A 15,688-nucleotide genomic window follows, 5' to 3' on the forward strand; every position below is an offset into this window, starting at 1 on the left:
TTTTTTTATTTTTGACAAATGAAAAACGCTCTGTTTGTACCGTGTGTTTGAATGTTTTTAAAACCTACGGATTCTAGTGAAGAAATTATTTCTTCACTAGAATAACAAGCTTCTTCAAAAGAAAAATCACTTCTTGCCCAATTATTATCTATGTCATGTTGAAATAGTATAAAGTTCATGATGGCTTTTTTATTTTCATCATCATATGTAGAATCAATCGTACAAACATATTCATCCGCTGAAATATGAAATGAAGCAATCCAATTTTCAAGAAATCCTTTTTCCATATTCATATCAAATACGAATGTACCTTCGCTATGCAATACGGAGTAGACATTATGAAAAACACTTTTTAATTCATCTAATTTCAAAATATGGTTTAAGCTATCGCCAGTAGAGATAACATATTGAAATTGCTCATTTATATTGAAATAGCGAGCATCATCGACGATAAAGGTTGCGTTTGGAGCGTTTTGACGTGCGTATTCAATCATTTGGGCAGAACCATCTATACCAGTTACTACAAAATGATTATCGATTAATTTCTTAGTTAGGTGACCAGTCCCGCAGCAAAGATCTAAAATATGAGAATGTGGTGGTGCATATTGTAAAACAAGTTTTTCCAAAAGTAGATAGGAGTGTTCAGCAAAATGCCCCCAATGTTTATTATAAATGGATGCGAAAATATCATAATCAGAATATATTAGTTTTTTAGACACATGCATTCACCTCAAAATTCATTACATTATAGTAGTCATGCTTCGTTTTCATTTCAAAACCACATTGTGTATAGAGTTGTAAAGCATTGTTATTTTTCGTTTCAACGTCTAATTCAATTGTTGAAGCTCCTTTTGTAATAAGGGTATGTGCCATGGACATAAGAATATCTTTTCCGTATCCTTTACCTTGATAGGAAGGATGAACGGCGAATCCTGATAGTATAGTAGATTGCTCTTGCTTCGAAACTGTAATCGTTCCTATCACTTTTTCGTTCAATATTCATTTTATAATTCCTCACATTCGTATTTAAAAATAGGATGGATGACTTAGCCACTTCTCTAACTCCACACTGCCCTGAATAGATAATAACCGGTACAAATATCGATAGGGATGTCTACATTCTACAAGATTAGGAATAGGCATAATGGTTTCGTAACCTTGTTTAAAAGCATGAGCTTCCTTTTCTGTAAATACATATTCTAAGCTGATAAAATCAAGTTCTCGGGGAGCAACTGCGTAAGCTTCTGTATCTACTAAACCTGTAATAGTTGCGCCATCTGATAAAAACTGAGTAGGGTCCATATCAATTAAAACGAGCGTTGCTTCCTTTGGTACCGGTAAGGAAGCAAGTTGTTGTTCAAAAGTAGGAAATGCGTTACGGATGCTCGTATTATCGGAATAAAACCTATTTACAAGTTCTTTACTGACTTTTAATATGTGAGACTTAAATTCTTCTAGTGGAACTTGGAAAGTACCTGATGGATTTCCTATAAACTCTGCTTGAAACGAATGAATTTCTGCTAGTCCTTTTCCAAGGCTGAATAAAATTGAATCAGATTGTCCGACAAAGGATTGCAGCGTACTTCCTGTTAGTTTTTCGACACTAACATACTTTCGGCCATTTAAAATATGTTTTTGCAAAATAGTGGGGATGGGCAAGTTAGTATGCTTTTTCAATAATTCGTGTATATATTCTAAATGATGTACGTTCCTTGGATCGATTCCAAAAAGGTTTTTGCATCCCCACCAAAAATCATTGTTTGGTTCTTCAGTCATTTTTGAGGAACGAACGATGACTTCTTCATCTTTTGTTTGGACGAGAAACACATCGCTTGCATGGTCTTCATAACTTGGATGTAAAGTTTGAACAGATAAAATAGGTGAAGCGAAGAGTTGTTGTAGCATGAAGGTGCTCCTTTTCTGTAAATTCGATAAATTCATTATATAACAGAATGTGTACGAAGTGGATAATGATAGGGACAACATAGAACTTAAATAAATTTACGGTGAGAAGTCAGTGTGAAAATTATATTTTTCTACTTTTGTATGAATTGTCAAAATAATTTTTGATGATAAATCTGTAAAAATACAAAATATAAATCTCATATTTTTCAGTAAATGAAGAGCTAAGCACACTTTCAATAGGGGTATAAAGTAGGGTATGAAAAATATTTCTCAATAATAAAATGAAGAGAAAAATGTGAAGAAATAGAATAGATTCCTTTATAATAGTTTTAAATTGATTAATATAATTAATTATTAATAATATTAGATAGGAGAGAATATGATGGCAAACGTACTCGTAATAAATTTCCCTGGAGAAGGTCATATAAATCCGACTTTAGCTATTGTAAGTGAGTTAATTCGGCGAGGGGAGACAGTTGTTTCGTATTGTATTGAAGATTATAGAAAGAAGATTGAAGCAACGGGTGCACAATTCCGAGTGTTTGAGAATTTCCTCTCTCAAATTAATATTATGGAACGAGTAAATGAAGGTGGGAGTCCTTTGACAATGCTGTCTCATATGATGGAAGCATCAGAACGTATTGTTACTCAAATTGTAGAAGAAACAAAAGGGGAAAAGTACGATTATTTGATATATGATAATCACTTTCCAGTAGGACGTATTATAGCCAATGTTTTAAAGTTACCTAGTGTTTCTTCTTGTACAACGTTTGCTTTTAATCAGTACATTACTTTTAACGATGAACATGAATCAAGAGAAGTAGATGAAACGAATCCATTGTATCAATCGTGTTTAGCGGGAATGGAAAAATGGAACAAACAGTATGGAATGAAATGTAATAGTATGTATGATATTATGAACCATCCTGGTGATATTACAATTGTGTATACTTCAAAGGAATATCAGCCGCGTTCAGATGTATTCGATGAATCGTATAAGTTTGTTGGCCCATCAATTGCTACTCGAAAAGAAGTAGGTAGCTTTCCTATGGAAGATTTAAAAGATGAAAAATTGATTTTCATTTCTATGGGAACAGTTTTTAATGAACAACCTGAGTTATATGAAAAATGTTTTGAAGCGTTTAAAGATGTAGAAGCGACAGTCGTATTAGTTGTTGGTAAGAAGATAAATATAAGTCAATTTGAAAACATTCCGAATAACTTTAAGTTGTATAATTATGTGCCGCAATTAGAACTATTACAGTATGCTGATGTATTCGTAACACACGGCGGTATGAATAGTTCGAGTGAAGCACTATATTACGGTGTCCCGTTAGTTGTAATTCCGGTAACAGGAGATCAGCCTTTAGTTGCGAAACGAGTAAATGAAGTAGGGGCTGGAATAAGGCTTAATCGCAAAGAATTAACTTCTGAAATGTTACGTGAGTCTGTAAAGAAAGTGATGGATGATGTAACGTTTAAGGAAAAAAGTCGTAAAGTTGGAGAGTCACTTCGAAATGCTGGTGGTTATAATAGGGCAGTTGATGAAATATTAAAAATGAAAATGAATTCATACTCAAAACTTAAATAAATGTTTGGAGCACACTTACTGTAATATGTAAGTGTGTTTCTATAAATAAATTACATAAAAAATCATTGTAAAGGTGAAACTTTTGTGTATATAAACTGATATCTTTGAATTAGCATTGAAATTACGTTAAAATAATACTAAGAAAATATATAAGTTTTGGGGGTAATGAATGAAGAAAGTATTTGAATACATATTATTAACAATTGGCTCGATTATTGTAGCGGGTTCATTGGAGCTTATTTTAGCACCTAACGGATTAGTAGATGGCGGGGTAACGGCTATTGCTATTATGGCGAATAAAGTTGCTGGGTTACCGCTTTATGGGGTGTTCTTAGGAATTAATATCCCGATTTTATTATTTACTGCAAAAGTAATGGGAAAGAAGTTCTTTATCCGTACGTCCTATGCAAACGTTGTGACAACACTCGGATTGATTTATTTAAAACCATTTCCAGCAATTACAACTTCTGAATTGTTAATTGTTCTTTATGGAGGAGTTCTATTTGGTGTTGGTGTAGGGATTGTAGTAAAAATGGGCGGAGCAATTGATGGATCAGAAATGTTAGCTGTTTGGATGAATAAACATTTTAAAGTGCCAATTAGTACATTTTTACTTGCTGTAAATGCAGTTATTTTCATCTTTGTTGCCATTTTGTTTTCAATTGAACAAGCGATGTTCTCATTAGCAATTTTCTATATTGTTACGAAGATGATTGATTTCATATTAGATGGTATTAATCAAGGAAAGAGCGTTATGATTATTTCTGGTAAAAATAAAGAAATAGGCGATCTACTTATGAAAGAACTGCAATTATCCGTTACATATCTACATGGAGAAGGTGGTTTTTTAGGAGAACATAAGAGAATCATCTACTGTATTACAAACCGTTTCATTTATCCGAAAATGAAAGATCTCGTTCTCTCTGTAGATCCAACTGCTATAATTGAAGCGTCTTATTCAACAGAAACAACTGGTGTCAAACGTCCGGGAAGGGCAGCGAGATCAGAAAAATAGTGAATGAAATAGCTCCACGTAAGTTATACTTACGTGGAGCTATTCTTATTTGGGGAACCAGGCCTCTTTCAATAATTGGACAACGGTTTCGATACGATTCTCTGGAATACTACCAAAACCGAGTAATACATATGACTCCTCCCTCACATTATGAACAGAATCGTATGTCGAGAGAGGGTATAACTTAATACGTTGTTTTGCAGCTGCATGAATAAGTTCTTGTTCGTTCATACTATTATGAACGTGAAGTACAATATGAAGTCCAGATTGTTCACCGAGTATATGCACGTTATTCCCCATTTCGTTTGTAATAGATTTAATTAAAGAAATATGCTTTCTTTTATATAACGTACGACTTCGGTTAATATGACGTTCCCAATCCCCACTTTGAATAAAGGTAGCAAAGGTAAGTTGTTGCATTGTAGAAACTGTTTGTTTATACATACCACCAAGTTCTTTATAGGTTTTTAGCAGATGAGGTGGTAAAACGATATATCCCATTCGTAAAGAAGGTAAAAAAGATTTCGAAAAAGTTCCCATATAAATAACACGTTCATTTGAATCTAGTCCTTGTAAAGAAGGAATAGGTTTTCCAATATAGCGAAATTCTCCATCATAATCATCTTCAACAATATACCCTTTACAATCATTCGCCCATTTTAATAACTCGAGTCTTCTAGATAACGGCATAATGATTCCGAGTGGAAATTGGTGAGATGGAGTGACATATGCCACATTGGAACCCGATTCACGTAAAGCAGAAATATGAATTCCTTTATCATCTAAAGGGATAGGGTGAACAGGAAGTCCAGAACTTTGAATCATAGCAGGTATACGGTGAAATCCAGGGTTTTCGATTCCGTATTCTTTTTTTGAACCAAGTAGTTGAAGTAGTAGCCAAAGAAGAGGCTGCGTACCTGCTCCAATAATAATTTGATCAGGTGAAGAATGTACCCCGCGAGCATGATATAAATATTTTGAAATATGTTCTCGTAGAACGAGCTCACCTTGTGGATCTTCTTTAGCAAATAATTCATCTTCATACTGAAATAAAGTTTCGTGTAATGCTCTTTTCCAGTTTGTTATCGGAAAAGCTTTTTGATCAATAAGTCCTTGACTACAATCATAATCATATTGTTCTTTTTCTTTATTGTTAGCACTGTTTGATGCAATTTGCTGTTTCTTTTGAATGACATCAATATCTACTTCCGCAACAAAAATCCCGCGTTTCGGTTTGCTTTCTACGTAACCTTCAGCTAGTAATTGTTGATAAGCGGATTCAACTGTAATACGGCTCACATTAAGTTGCATAGCTAAATTTCTGTGAGAAGGAAGACGTGTACCGGCACGTAGTGATCCATGAGAGATTTCTCGTTTCATATATTCGTAAATTTGTAAGTAAATAGGTGTTTTATTTTGTAACACTAAAGGAATATTCAGCTCCATTTGTAGACGCTCCTTGTAATGCTGGCCTTATAAAAAAGAATAGAACTGCCACTTAAGTTAAGGGCAGTCGCTTTCTATAATGATGATATAACATTTAGAAAATTTTATAAATAGTAAGGGGCGAATCATAATGAATGTTAAAGCAGTAGTAACAGAAGCGGATTTACACGATGTATTTCCCGTATTACAACAATTAAGAACGAAAATTTCAAGAGAAGAGGCAAGTTCTTTATTTCAAAAAATGAAAGAAGAAAATTACAAACTATTTTCGCTACGTAACGAAGAGAATGAAGTTGTTAGTCTAGCTGGTGTAGCGATTTGTACGAATTTTTATAATGAGAAACATGTTTTTGTGTATGACCTTGTAACTGCGGAAGCTCACAGATCAAAAGGGTATGGTAAGGTTCTGCTGTCATATGTAGAAAAATGGGGGGAAGAAAAAGGATGCAGTTCTATCGTTCTTACATCTGCGTTTCCAAGAATTGATGCACATCGTTTTTATGAAAGAGAGGGCTTTAATAAGGTAAGCTATTCTTTTTATAAAGCGTTATAATATTAAGTAGGTTCCATATGTACAAATATATGGAACCTATTTTCTTTTTCAGATTTGAGCTAGGAACAGGTCTAGCAATATAATTTGTCGAATATTAGAAATTAAAAATGGAATCTTGAATTTAGAGAATGTTAGGAGCGTTTAAACTTGGAAAAAATAAAGAAATTATCTATACCAAATGATGTAAGAGTTATCATTATTTCTGATATTCATGGAGAATTAGATCTTTTTAAGGAACTATTATATAAAGTTAATTTTAACGATGAGGATTATTTAATTATTAATGGTGATCTTTGTGAGAAAGGAAGAAATAGTATTGGCGTCGTAAACTATGTCATGAATCTTGTAAAGAACAATTCAAATGTTCATGTTGTTGAAGGGAATTGTGAAGTTATAGTTGAAGCGCTTGTAAATGAAAATCCTACTTTAATAAATTATTTGTGTACGCGGAAAAATACAATTTTTAATGAATGGCTAGCGCAATTGAATATTAACGTTCATGAAGAAAGTGATATCCGTGAATTGAAAACAAAATTAATGAGCCATTTCTCAAAAGAAATAAAGTGGCTAACAGAATTACCAACAGCGATTGAAACGGAAGATTATATATTTGTACATGCTGGCCTTGAAGATAGAGAGGATTGGAAAGAAACAGAACGAAAAAATGCGATAGCAATGCCGGAGTTTTTCAATCAATCACATAAAGTAAATAAGTATGTAGTTGTTGGACATTGGCCTGTTGTAAACTATTCAGAGAAGGCACCATCTAACAATCCTGTTATTGATAAGGAAAAAAAGATTATTGCAATTGACGGCGGAAATACGATTAAAGAGGCAGGGCAATTAAATGCATTTATCATTCAGAGGAAACCAACAGGTGATAAGTTTTCTTATACATATGTAGACTGTTTTCCAGAGTATGAAGTAATAGCAGATTTTCATGCCGATGCAACAATGCAGGGCGGGGTTACCTATCCACATTATTACATAGAGCCTATTGAGAAGAAGCAAGATTACACAATATGTAGGCAAAAGGAAACGAATACATTACTTTCTGTGAAAGATGAATACATTAGGCAACTTGATTCAGGTGAATACACAGTGAAAACGGATATATCTTGTGCGCAAATAAGCGTAAAAAAAGGGGATATTGTTTCTCTCATTGATAGTAGCTGCTCAGGATATAATTTAATTAAAAAAGATGGAGTAGAAGGCTGGATAGAGAAAGGGATTTTAGTTGAGATAGAAAAGACGAAAAAGAAAATATTTAGCTGAAATAGGAGGGATGTAACCTCCTATTTTTTTTAAGAAGTAGATTGCTTGCTATCTTTAATAAGTAAATAAATCGTACTCGGTAAAATGACAAGCGTCATTCCTAAAATAATCGCTAGTATGGCATAACCTCTATATGGAGCAGAAACGATAAATGGAAGCCCCGCTAGGAAAATACCTGCTATCATCATTGAAATACTACAAATATTTGAAGCTCTTTTTTCAAGGTGCTTATCATTCCATTCCATTCCAATGAAACGGTTGATTTAGTCGTATCAATTTTGGAACTGAAATAACCTATTAATATAAATAAAAGCCCTAATGCTAAAAATATGAAATAATCAAGAGGAAGTGAAAAGCCAAGGGCGATAAGGGCAATGACAATATCAACAAAAAATAAGAATAGTAACATTGTGTTGCCGATCCAATGGAGAAATTTCTCGTTACTCGCTGCTTTAGATAAAGCTAAAAATAAAAAGAATAAGAAGGAACATATAATTATATTTACGATCACAAAAGTACTTTTATCCATCATTGACGTAGGTGTTCCATTGAAGTCCCATTTCGTAACAATACGTAATGGTAAGAAGAAATAGAGAATAATATTTGTCGTAATAATAGTGAGAAACAAAGTGATACTAAATCGATTATTCATTGAATCACCAGCTTTCTACATGAATAATTGGTATCTTATAACAAAATTATACAATATAATAAACGATATTTGTTTTGATTTTTCAGAAAAAATATTATAATTATATATGAAATAAAGAGGAACGTAGGAGGAAATTATGAAAAGCGTAATCGTAAAAGGGGATAGAGTAACAATTCGTACAATTGAAGAATCAGATATAAAAACATTATGGAATCTCGTGTTTAAAGAAGAAAATCCAGAATGGAAAAAATGGGATGCACCGTATTTTCCGTTTTCAATGCAAGAATACTCATCCTATAAGGAGAAGATGCAAACTCGTTTAAAAGAAGAACCTCTATCCAATTTAATTATAGAAAATAACGGTCAAGTTATAGGGACGGTCGGATTTTATTGGGAGTATAAACCGACGCGTTGGTTGGAGATGGGAATTGTCATTTATAATCCGGCTTACTGGAATGGCGGCTACGGTACAGAAGCGTTAACGTTATATCGGGATTTACTATTTGAAAAGATGGAGATTGGTAGAGTAGGGCTCACGACTTGGTCTGGTAATGAACGAATGATGAAAGTAGCGGAGAAAATAGGAATGACTTTAGAAGGTAGAATGCGCAAATGTCGTTATTATAACGGAACGTACTATGATTCTATTCGAATGGGGATGATTCGTGAAGAATGGGAAGCACTATGTGTAACAAAGAGGTGAAGGGATATGTACGCTATTATTGCTACATTTGATCGTGTGTTTACTAATAAAATTACAGAATTGCAAAATGAATTAACAAATATCATTGGCAAAAATCAATTAGCCGGAGTAGAACCTCATATTACGTTAGCTGATTATAATGAGTTAGATGTTCATTTGTATAAGGAGAAATTAGGAGAGTTTGTAGCTATGCAAGAAAATACGGACCCAGTAACTTTTCCTTCTGTTGGAGTTTTTCCTACTAACGGAACGGTCTTTCTAGCACCGACTGTTACCGATGAATTGTTAAAACTTCATCATTCTTTTCATGATTATTTAAAAATTTTTCATGACAACCCAAATTCATATTACGTACCGGGAAAATGGGTTCCGCATTGTACGATTGCAAATAGATTATATACAAAGCAGTTTTTACGTGTAATGGAATATATTTATGAAAAATTTGATCATGCAACAGCTTCAATTGAGAAATTAAAATTAATAAAGGTGGATTATGAAAATGGTTCTGCCATTTCTTCTCGTATATTAGCAGAATATAATTTAAAGAGAATGGAGACATCGAGATGACATATGTAATTAGAGAAATGAAGCAAGAAGATATTCATGCTGTACAATCAGTAGCGAAAATAGCTTGGCATGATACATACGAAGGCATTATTCCGAGAGAGATTCAAGACAGTTTTTTAGACGAGGCTTATTCTGACGAAAAAATGAAATATCGTCTTGAGAATACACATTTATTCGTTGCAGAAGAGGAGGGAGAAGTAATTGGCTTTGCAAATTTTTCACCTGTTAGACTGCAAAACGAAGCAGAATTAGGCGCGATTTATTTGTTACCAGATCAACAAGGGAAAGGGATAGGAAGTGCTTTATTACAAAAAGGGCTAACGGTATTAAAAGGAATTCGGAAACTATACATTCATGTAGAAGCAGCGAATGAAAAAGGAAAACGTTTTTATGAAGCGAAAGGTTTTGCGCAATTAGAGGAATTTGAAGAAGATTTTGAAGGACATATGATGCAGACAGTAAGGATGGTTTTATACATATAAGGAGGACTAGAAGTGAAGATTTTTGATTTTAGTGAAAAAGTAGGAAAGCAAATCACAGCATTTCAATCTAATTTCATAATGTCGAAAATAGTAAATCATCAAGGGAATATACATATCGGTGCTATGCATTTAAAAGAGAATGGAATAATTGGATATCATGAAGCAGTTGTATCGCAACTGCTTCTTATTGTGGACGGCGAAGGATATGTATGTGGGGCAGATAAAGAAAAAGTGAAGGTGGAAGCGGGACAAGCTGTGTTTTGGGAGAAGGGCGAATTTCATGAAACGAGTACGGAAAAGGGATTGATGGCAATTGTGGTTGAGTCGGAGGAACTTGAACAAGCAATATTAATGCCTATTAAAGAGGAGAGTTGTGAAAAATGATAGAAAAGGCAAACCGGGAAGACACGAACGAAATAATACAATATGCAGCTCAATCGCTTTTTGAAGGCACGAGGGGAAATTGTCAGTTAAGTACAGAGAAAGCAATTGAAATTACAAGGCCGATTGTAGAAAAGGGAGCATATTATTTAGTCGTTAAAGAAGAAAACAATGTAATGGGATGGATATTAATAGGAGAAAATACGGACTATTTTTCTCATGAAAAACTAGGTTTTATATATGAATTGTATGTTTTTCCAGAGTACCGCGGGAAAGGGTTGTCAAGAAAATTAATGGAGGCTGGTATTAAGGAATTACAAAAGAATTATTCAGAAATTCGTTTGAATGTATTTGCTGGAAATTTTGCGAAAGAGATGTACGAAGAGTTTGGTTTTGTTGAAAGACAGGTAATTATGACTTTGAAGTGAGAAAAATATTGTGAGTGGGAGGAGGGAAAATCATGATTTAGTAACCAATTTATTGTTGGAATAAAAAATGGATAAGTTCTTAAAGATATATAAAATAAAAGGTTTTCTTTAAATTTATAGTCGATTTATAGAGTATGCCTCAAAAATACTAAATTAGAATTATATAATATAATGTTATTATAGTAAAAGAGAAAATTTGGAAAAATATCATTTTTTTGTTTAGAAATTTTTAAATTATTGATATAATCAATTTGTAGAATTGATTATTGGTTAATTTTACTATTTTTAAATTTTAAGGGGGATTTAATAATGGCAGGACAAATTCGCATGTCACCAGAGGAGCTTAAATCGAAAGCGACTCGATATGGACAAAGTGCAAATCAAATTGAGGACATTTTACGTCAATTACAAAACTTACAAAATGAATTAAGAGGAGAATGGGAAGGTCGTGCTTTCGAAGGCTTTGATCAACAGTTCAATCAATTAAAGCCAAAAGTACAAAACTTCGCACAGCTATTACAAGAAATTAATATGCAGCTTAATAAAACTGCAGAAGCTGTTGCAAGACATGACGAAGATCTTTCTCGTAATTTCGGTCTACAATAAGACAGATAAAAAAGAAATATATAATTTAGCCATGCAACTATAGGTTGTATGGCTAAATTACTTTAAAACTAGAGTAAGATACGAAGTCTTTAACTTAATAGACTCGCAGTTGCAGGAGTGATAAGTAGTGAAAAAGTTCAAGTGGAGCATCTTGTTGTTTATTATTTTAGCTCTTGTGTTATCAACAGGGATCTCCTATTTAGCGTTAAACCAAAATGTTAAAAAAGCAAATGAGAACACCACGCCCAAAATGACAGTTGCATTGGTAAATGAAGATCAAGGTACTGTATTTGAAGGGAATAAAATAGCGTTTGGAGATCAATTTGTAAAAAATGTAAATAAAAACACGAAACAAGAATGGTACGTAGTGAGTCGTGGTGTAGCAGAAAGTGGTTTGAAAAATAATAATTACAATATGATGATTGTAATACCTAACGATTTTTCAAGAAAAGCTGTTGCGATTGATTCAGAACTTCCAGAGAAATTAACATTAAATTACAAAGTAAATGCAACTGGAAATAAAGATTTGAAAGCTGAGGCAGAAAATACAGCCTCTGCTATTTTAGAAGATTTTAATAAGCAAATCATCGATGTTTATTTTGCAAGTGTTATCGGTAAGTTGCAAGGTGCACAAGATAATATAGGTAAAATAATTGAAAAAGGGATCAATCAAACGACTATGTATAAAAAAGATGTGCATAGCCCGCTGGCAAATTACACAAACCAATTTAAAACGGTACAAGATTACACTGGTATTTCTGTTAATAGTTTTAAAGGATTCCAAGATGTTTTAAAAGGGTTTGGTCAAGCATTAGAAGAAGGGAATAAATCTAATAATACGTATTTAGAAGGATTTAATAACTTTCAAAAAATGCAAACTGATAATAATCTGTTAGCGAATAATTTTACAAATCAATTTAATCAGTATATGAGCGATATGAATTCAGGGGATACTTTAAAGCAGTTAAGCGCATTGGAATCTGCAAATAAAATTATCGCAAATCAATTTACGCTTTCAGAGAAAGATCCTAATATTTTAGCAGATGCTTCAGCAATACAAAAATATTTAACAGATGTAAAAAAACAAGTGTCAGAATATGATACAGAACTTGCAGGGAAATTAGAGAGTGACATACAAGCGACAATTCTTAAACGATTACAAAAGTCTATATCAAATGATGGACAACACGAAGTAGTTATAAATTCGTTAATGAAACAACCAGATCTTCGTATTAAGCAACAAATTGAAAATTTAATTGCGAAGTTGCCTAGTTTGAACATGGAAGAAATCGTTCAAAGTGATTTGCCGGATGTAACGAAATTACAACTGAAAAACGTAATCCAATTTACGAATAAATATAATAAAGAAAATAATTTTAATTATGATCCAGTCAATAAAATATCTTTAGGAAACTCAATTAAAAAAGTAAAAGAAAGTTTGGCTAAAGATGGAATTACATTCAGTGATACAGCGAAAGTAATTGGAATGGATTCTTCGCAAACTATGAATATTACTATTCCGAGTGGCTTTGAGTTATATGGTAATACAGATTCACTATTAATTGATGGTGTGGACCGTACAAGTGAATTCTTGCAAAACGGAGCAGTTGCAATATCAGCACGTAATGAGGGAGATTTGAAAATTAGCCTTCATGTGAAGTTAGTAGATCCAAGTATCAATATAGATGTTTTCTCTCCAGTAACGTGGGAATGGAAATTGAATGGTAATTACGAGAAAGAAACTAGTACCGGAAAAGAAGAACCAAATAAGGAAGAACCAAATAAAGAGAATGAAGGAACAAAAACAGGAAACAGCAAAGTAGAAAATGTAGTTAATAAAGCGCAGTATGGAATAATGCCGCTAGTACACACTGTTAACAAGCCTATCATTCAAAAGACAGAACAGAGTAATAATACCGAAGGAAACCCAGGAGGCGGAACGGGAACAGATAATGGAACCGAAGGAAACCCAGGAGGCGGAACGGGAACAGATAACGGAACCGGAGGAAACCCAGGAGGCGGAACGGGAACAGATAATGGAACCGGAGGAAACCCAGGAGGCGGAACGGGGACAGATAACGGAAATGGTGGAAACCAAAATCAAGGTGGTGGCTCAACAGTTATTGAACGTACAAATAATCATGTTGTACATCAAAAGACTGAGAAGTTAACAGATAATACATCTAATGTATTAATTAAAGAAGCAGTTGAGACCGTTCAAAGTTATCAAGGTTTAATGAGTCTTTATCAAGTGTATTATGGGATTGATTTAAGAACAAATGATGTAGGTCCTAAGCTTGAAGAGGGAAGTTTAGATGCGATTGCGACGGATCATTCATTGTATTATATGTTAAATAAACAAAGTGTAATTGATTTAATTTCAAATCTTGTTTCAGCTAGCATTACGAGTGAAGTAAAGCAAGATATGATGGGGTTAAAACAAAAAATAGACTCTTACCAACAACTTATTACTAGTGCAGATCAAAATTCAATACTACTAGCAGAGAAGTTAAATGAAACGATGCAGCAAGCAACTAGTATGAATCAAAACTTAGGTGAATATTTAAAAGGTTTAGCGAAATGGCGTGAGAGTAGCTTAAAGTTAGCTGAAGAACAACAAGTATTAACGACTAATAATGCAGGTGAACAAACAGCTGTACTATCATTAGACTCTGGTATTAAATCTTTAACGATGCAAACTCAGTCATTAGTAGAGAGTTCGAAGCATAGTTTAGCGACATCAGATGATGTGTATAAAACATTTGATCAAATTAATGGACAAGCAAAAGAAATTCAGGAAAGTGGAACGACAATTGTTTCGAAAGCAGATTCGTTATTAAATGATTTTACGAAGAAAATGGAAGATGATAAAGCATTCTCGAAAAACTTTACGAAGATTTTGGCGAATAGTCGTATTGGAGATCGTCAAAATGAGATGCTATATGATTTTTTAGCTAGTCCAGTTCAAAAACAAAACGATGGGGTAATTGTAGCAGGTAATGCTTTTACGCCATACTTAATCGTATTAACTTGTTTCATTGTTGCGTTATTTACAGCGTATGCAATTGCGAATCAAGAAAAGAAACGAACGCAATCAGATCATTTTGAAGAGAGATTCTCTTTAATTGATATGAATGTACCAACTACAGTAGTAGCATTTGGAATATCGATTGTGGAAGGAATTAGTATAGGAATCATTTCGGGCCGTCTTTTAAAGTTTGGCCAGGATCAAAGTTTACTATGGATTGCGTTTATCACAATCATTATGATGGCGTTTGTATTGGTTTCAACATACTTACTGCGACAAATAAAAATGGTAGGGATGTTTATTTTACTAGTATTTTTAAGTATGTATCTATTTTTAACTGAAGCAGTTGGAAGTAAAGTAGATCAAATGTCTTCTGTAGGTAAAATGCGTCAATTTTCACCGCTTCAATATATAGAAGGATTTCTAAATGATTTTATTAGCGGTAAAGATACTGGAAAAGTTATTTTTATCGTATTGTTTGTAATTGCCATTATAGGATTAGTTAGTAATCTATTTGTATGGCACAAGAAATGGGAGGAAAAAGAAGTAAATGATCAAACAATGGAGCATAGTGGTTAAGCTATCATTTATTTGTTTCCTTTTACTGTTTGTCGCGCTACCGATTAGGAGCGCGGCGGATAGTTATCTTGGTGATGATGGAAAGATTCAGTTTAAAGTAGACCGCTTTGAAGATAAAGACCAAGAAAAAAATAAAAAGGAACATAAGGAAACAGAATTAGATAAAGCATCAATTGAGTTATTTAATAAAGATATAGAAGAAGAAATTCAAAAAAAGAAAAAGAAAGAACAAAAAGAGATGGAATCCTTAAGAGATTCTCTTTTTATAAAACAAAAAGAAAATAATCGTGTTAAAGATACGAAAAATAGTTTGTTTAGTAGTGAATACATTGTAAGAAAAAGCGCTGATGAAGTAGCAAGTAATCAAACAATGAATGAAAAGCCAATCGGTACAACAGTAATCATATTGTTAGGTGGCAGTGTTTTACTTATTTGTATAGGTATTTATACGGTTCTTCGGAAAAATTGGAGGTAAAG

At 33.3% G+C, this 15,688-nt stretch carries 15 protein-coding genes and 2 pseudogenes; 12 read left to right on the forward strand and 5 right to left on the reverse strand.

Annotation, left to right across the window (positions count from 1 at the left end; genetic code table 11):
* Positions 1-5: 5 nt before the first annotated feature.
* The 3 genes and pseudogenes from MKY00_RS10660 to MKY00_RS10670 form a co-directional block, all read right to left on the reverse strand.
* Complete coding sequence (locus tag MKY00_RS10660) at positions 6-719, reverse strand: class I SAM-dependent methyltransferase (protein WP_016717295.1); 714 nt, start codon at positions 717-719, stop codon at positions 6-8.
* Positions 712-999: pseudogene (locus MKY00_RS10665) on the reverse strand (GNAT family N-acetyltransferase); the annotation flags it as partial. The pseudogene MKY00_RS10665 and the gene MKY00_RS10660, both read right to left, overlap by 8 nt.
* 27 nt (positions 1,000-1,026) lie before the next feature.
* Positions 1,027-1,905, reverse strand: coding sequence for a nitrate reductase (locus MKY00_RS10670; RefSeq protein ID WP_016717297.1), 879 nt, complete (start codon positions 1,903-1,905; stop codon positions 1,027-1,029).
* Between the two features lie 382 nt (positions 1,906-2,287).
* On the opposite strand from MKY00_RS10670, the gene MKY00_RS10675 reads away from it, so the two are divergent.
* Both MKY00_RS10675 and MKY00_RS10680 read left to right on the forward strand, forming a co-directional pair.
* The gene (locus tag MKY00_RS10675; RefSeq protein WP_016717298.1) at positions 2,288-3,496 is read left to right on the forward strand and encodes a macrolide family glycosyltransferase; all 1,209 of its coding nucleotides are present in this window, start codon (positions 2,288-2,290) and stop codon (positions 3,494-3,496) included.
* A 169-nt stretch (positions 3,497-3,665) separates the two neighbouring features.
* Positions 3,666-4,511 carry a YitT family protein gene (locus tag MKY00_RS10680; protein ID WP_000755119.1) on the forward strand — a complete coding sequence of 282 codons (846 nt, stop codon included), beginning with the start codon at positions 3,666-3,668 and terminating at the stop codon, positions 4,509-4,511.
* Positions 4,512-4,556: 45 nt separating this feature from the next.
* Here MKY00_RS10680 and pdxR read toward each other — a convergent pair whose 3' ends face one another.
* On the reverse strand, positions 4,557-5,957 hold the full coding sequence (pdxR, locus tag MKY00_RS10685; RefSeq protein ID WP_016717299.1) for a MocR-like pyridoxine biosynthesis transcription factor PdxR: 1,401 nt from the start codon (positions 5,955-5,957) through the stop codon (positions 4,557-4,559).
* 130 nt (positions 5,958-6,087) lie between these two features.
* Between pdxR and MKY00_RS10690 the strand changes: the two genes are divergently transcribed.
* Both MKY00_RS10690 and MKY00_RS10695 read left to right on the forward strand, forming a co-directional pair.
* Positions 6,088-6,510, forward strand: a complete 423-nt coding sequence (locus tag MKY00_RS10690) for a GNAT family N-acetyltransferase (RefSeq protein ID WP_016717300.1) — start codon at positions 6,088-6,090, stop codon at positions 6,508-6,510.
* A gap of 147 nt (positions 6,511-6,657) precedes the next feature.
* Complete coding sequence (locus MKY00_RS10695; protein WP_016717301.1) at positions 6,658-7,785, forward strand: metallophosphoesterase; 1,128 nt, start codon at positions 6,658-6,660, stop codon at positions 7,783-7,785.
* 29 nt (positions 7,786-7,814) lie between these two features.
* On the opposite strand, the pseudogene MKY00_RS10700 reads toward MKY00_RS10695, so the two are convergent.
* Positions 7,815-8,437: pseudogene (locus tag MKY00_RS10700) on the reverse strand (DUF1648 domain-containing protein).
* Between the two features lie 136 nt (positions 8,438-8,573).
* Here MKY00_RS10700 and MKY00_RS10705 point away from each other — a divergent pair.
* The 8 genes from MKY00_RS10705 (at position 8,574) to essA (ending at position 15,686) form a co-directional block, all read left to right on the forward strand.
* Positions 8,574-9,140 carry a GNAT family N-acetyltransferase gene (locus MKY00_RS10705; RefSeq protein ID WP_016717303.1) on the forward strand — a complete coding sequence of 189 codons (567 nt, stop codon included), beginning with the start codon at positions 8,574-8,576 and terminating at the stop codon, positions 9,138-9,140.
* A 6-nt stretch (positions 9,141-9,146) separates the two neighbouring features.
* Positions 9,147-9,707 (forward strand): 2'-5' RNA ligase family protein, encoded by a 561-nt coding sequence (locus MKY00_RS10710; RefSeq protein ID WP_016717304.1) that lies wholly within the window; start codon positions 9,147-9,149, stop codon positions 9,705-9,707.
* Positions 9,704-10,189 carry a GNAT family N-acetyltransferase gene (locus MKY00_RS10715; protein ID WP_000222822.1) on the forward strand — a complete coding sequence of 162 codons (486 nt, stop codon included), beginning with the start codon at positions 9,704-9,706 and terminating at the stop codon, positions 10,187-10,189. The genes MKY00_RS10710 and MKY00_RS10715 overlap by 4 nt, the downstream gene beginning before the upstream one ends.
* A gap of 12 nt (positions 10,190-10,201) precedes the next feature.
* Positions 10,202-10,573 carry a cupin gene (locus MKY00_RS10720; RefSeq protein ID WP_016717305.1) on the forward strand — a complete coding sequence of 124 codons (372 nt, stop codon included), beginning with the start codon at positions 10,202-10,204 and terminating at the stop codon, positions 10,571-10,573.
* Complete coding sequence (locus MKY00_RS10725) at positions 10,570-10,998, forward strand: GNAT family N-acetyltransferase (protein ID WP_016717306.1); 429 nt, start codon at positions 10,570-10,572, stop codon at positions 10,996-10,998. The genes MKY00_RS10720 and MKY00_RS10725 overlap by 4 nt, the downstream gene beginning before the upstream one ends.
* Before the next feature lie 309 nt (positions 10,999-11,307).
* Positions 11,308-11,604: a WXG100 family type VII secretion target gene (locus tag MKY00_RS10730; protein WP_000918605.1), complete on the forward strand. Its 297-nt coding sequence runs from the start codon at positions 11,308-11,310 to the stop codon at positions 11,602-11,604.
* A gap of 127 nt (positions 11,605-11,731) precedes the next feature.
* Entirely contained in the window at positions 11,732-15,211 is a 3,480-nt protein-coding gene (gene esaA / locus MKY00_RS10735) for a type VII secretion protein EsaA (RefSeq protein ID WP_262731489.1), read from the forward strand.
* Positions 15,183-15,686, forward strand: a complete 504-nt coding sequence (essA, locus tag MKY00_RS10740) for a type VII secretion protein EssA (protein WP_016717308.1) — start codon at positions 15,183-15,185, stop codon at positions 15,684-15,686. The genes esaA and essA overlap by 29 nt, the downstream gene beginning before the upstream one ends.
* Positions 15,687-15,688: the final 2 nt, after the last annotated feature.

Source organism: Bacillus sp. FSL R9-9834 (genome assembly GCF_038006905.1).
GTDB lineage: Bacteria > Bacillota > Bacilli > Bacillales > Bacillaceae_G > Bacillus_A > Bacillus_A pacificus.

Coding starts and splice junctions, on each gene's coding strand:
- MKY00_RS10690 (WP_016717300.1), top strand. CDS start 6,088: ATGAATGTTAAAGCAGTAGTAACAGAAGCGGATTTACACGATGTATTT.
- MKY00_RS10705 (WP_016717303.1), top strand. CDS start 8,574: ATGAAAAGCGTAATCGTAAAAGGGGATAGAGTAACAATTCGTACAATT.
- MKY00_RS10710 (WP_016717304.1), top strand. CDS start 9,147: ATGTACGCTATTATTGCTACATTTGATCGTGTGTTTACTAATAAAATT.
- MKY00_RS10730 (WP_000918605.1), top strand. CDS start 11,308: ATGGCAGGACAAATTCGCATGTCACCAGAGGAGCTTAAATCGAAAGCG.
- MKY00_RS10675 (WP_016717298.1), top strand. CDS start 2,288: ATGGCAAACGTACTCGTAATAAATTTCCCTGGAGAAGGTCATATAAAT.
- MKY00_RS10715 (WP_000222822.1), top strand. CDS start 9,704: ATGACATATGTAATTAGAGAAATGAAGCAAGAAGATATTCATGCTGTA.
- MKY00_RS10725 (WP_016717306.1), top strand. CDS start 10,570: ATGATAGAAAAGGCAAACCGGGAAGACACGAACGAAATAATACAATAT.
- essA (WP_016717308.1), top strand. CDS start 15,183: ATGATCAAACAATGGAGCATAGTGGTTAAGCTATCATTTATTTGTTTC.
- pdxR (WP_016717299.1), bottom strand. CDS start 5,957: ATGGAGCTGAATATTCCTTTAGTGTTACAAAATAAAACACCTATTTAC.
- MKY00_RS10680 (WP_000755119.1), top strand. CDS start 3,666: ATGAAGAAAGTATTTGAATACATATTATTAACAATTGGCTCGATTATT.
- MKY00_RS10670 (WP_016717297.1), bottom strand. CDS start 1,905: ATGCTACAACAACTCTTCGCTTCACCTATTTTATCTGTTCAAACTTTA.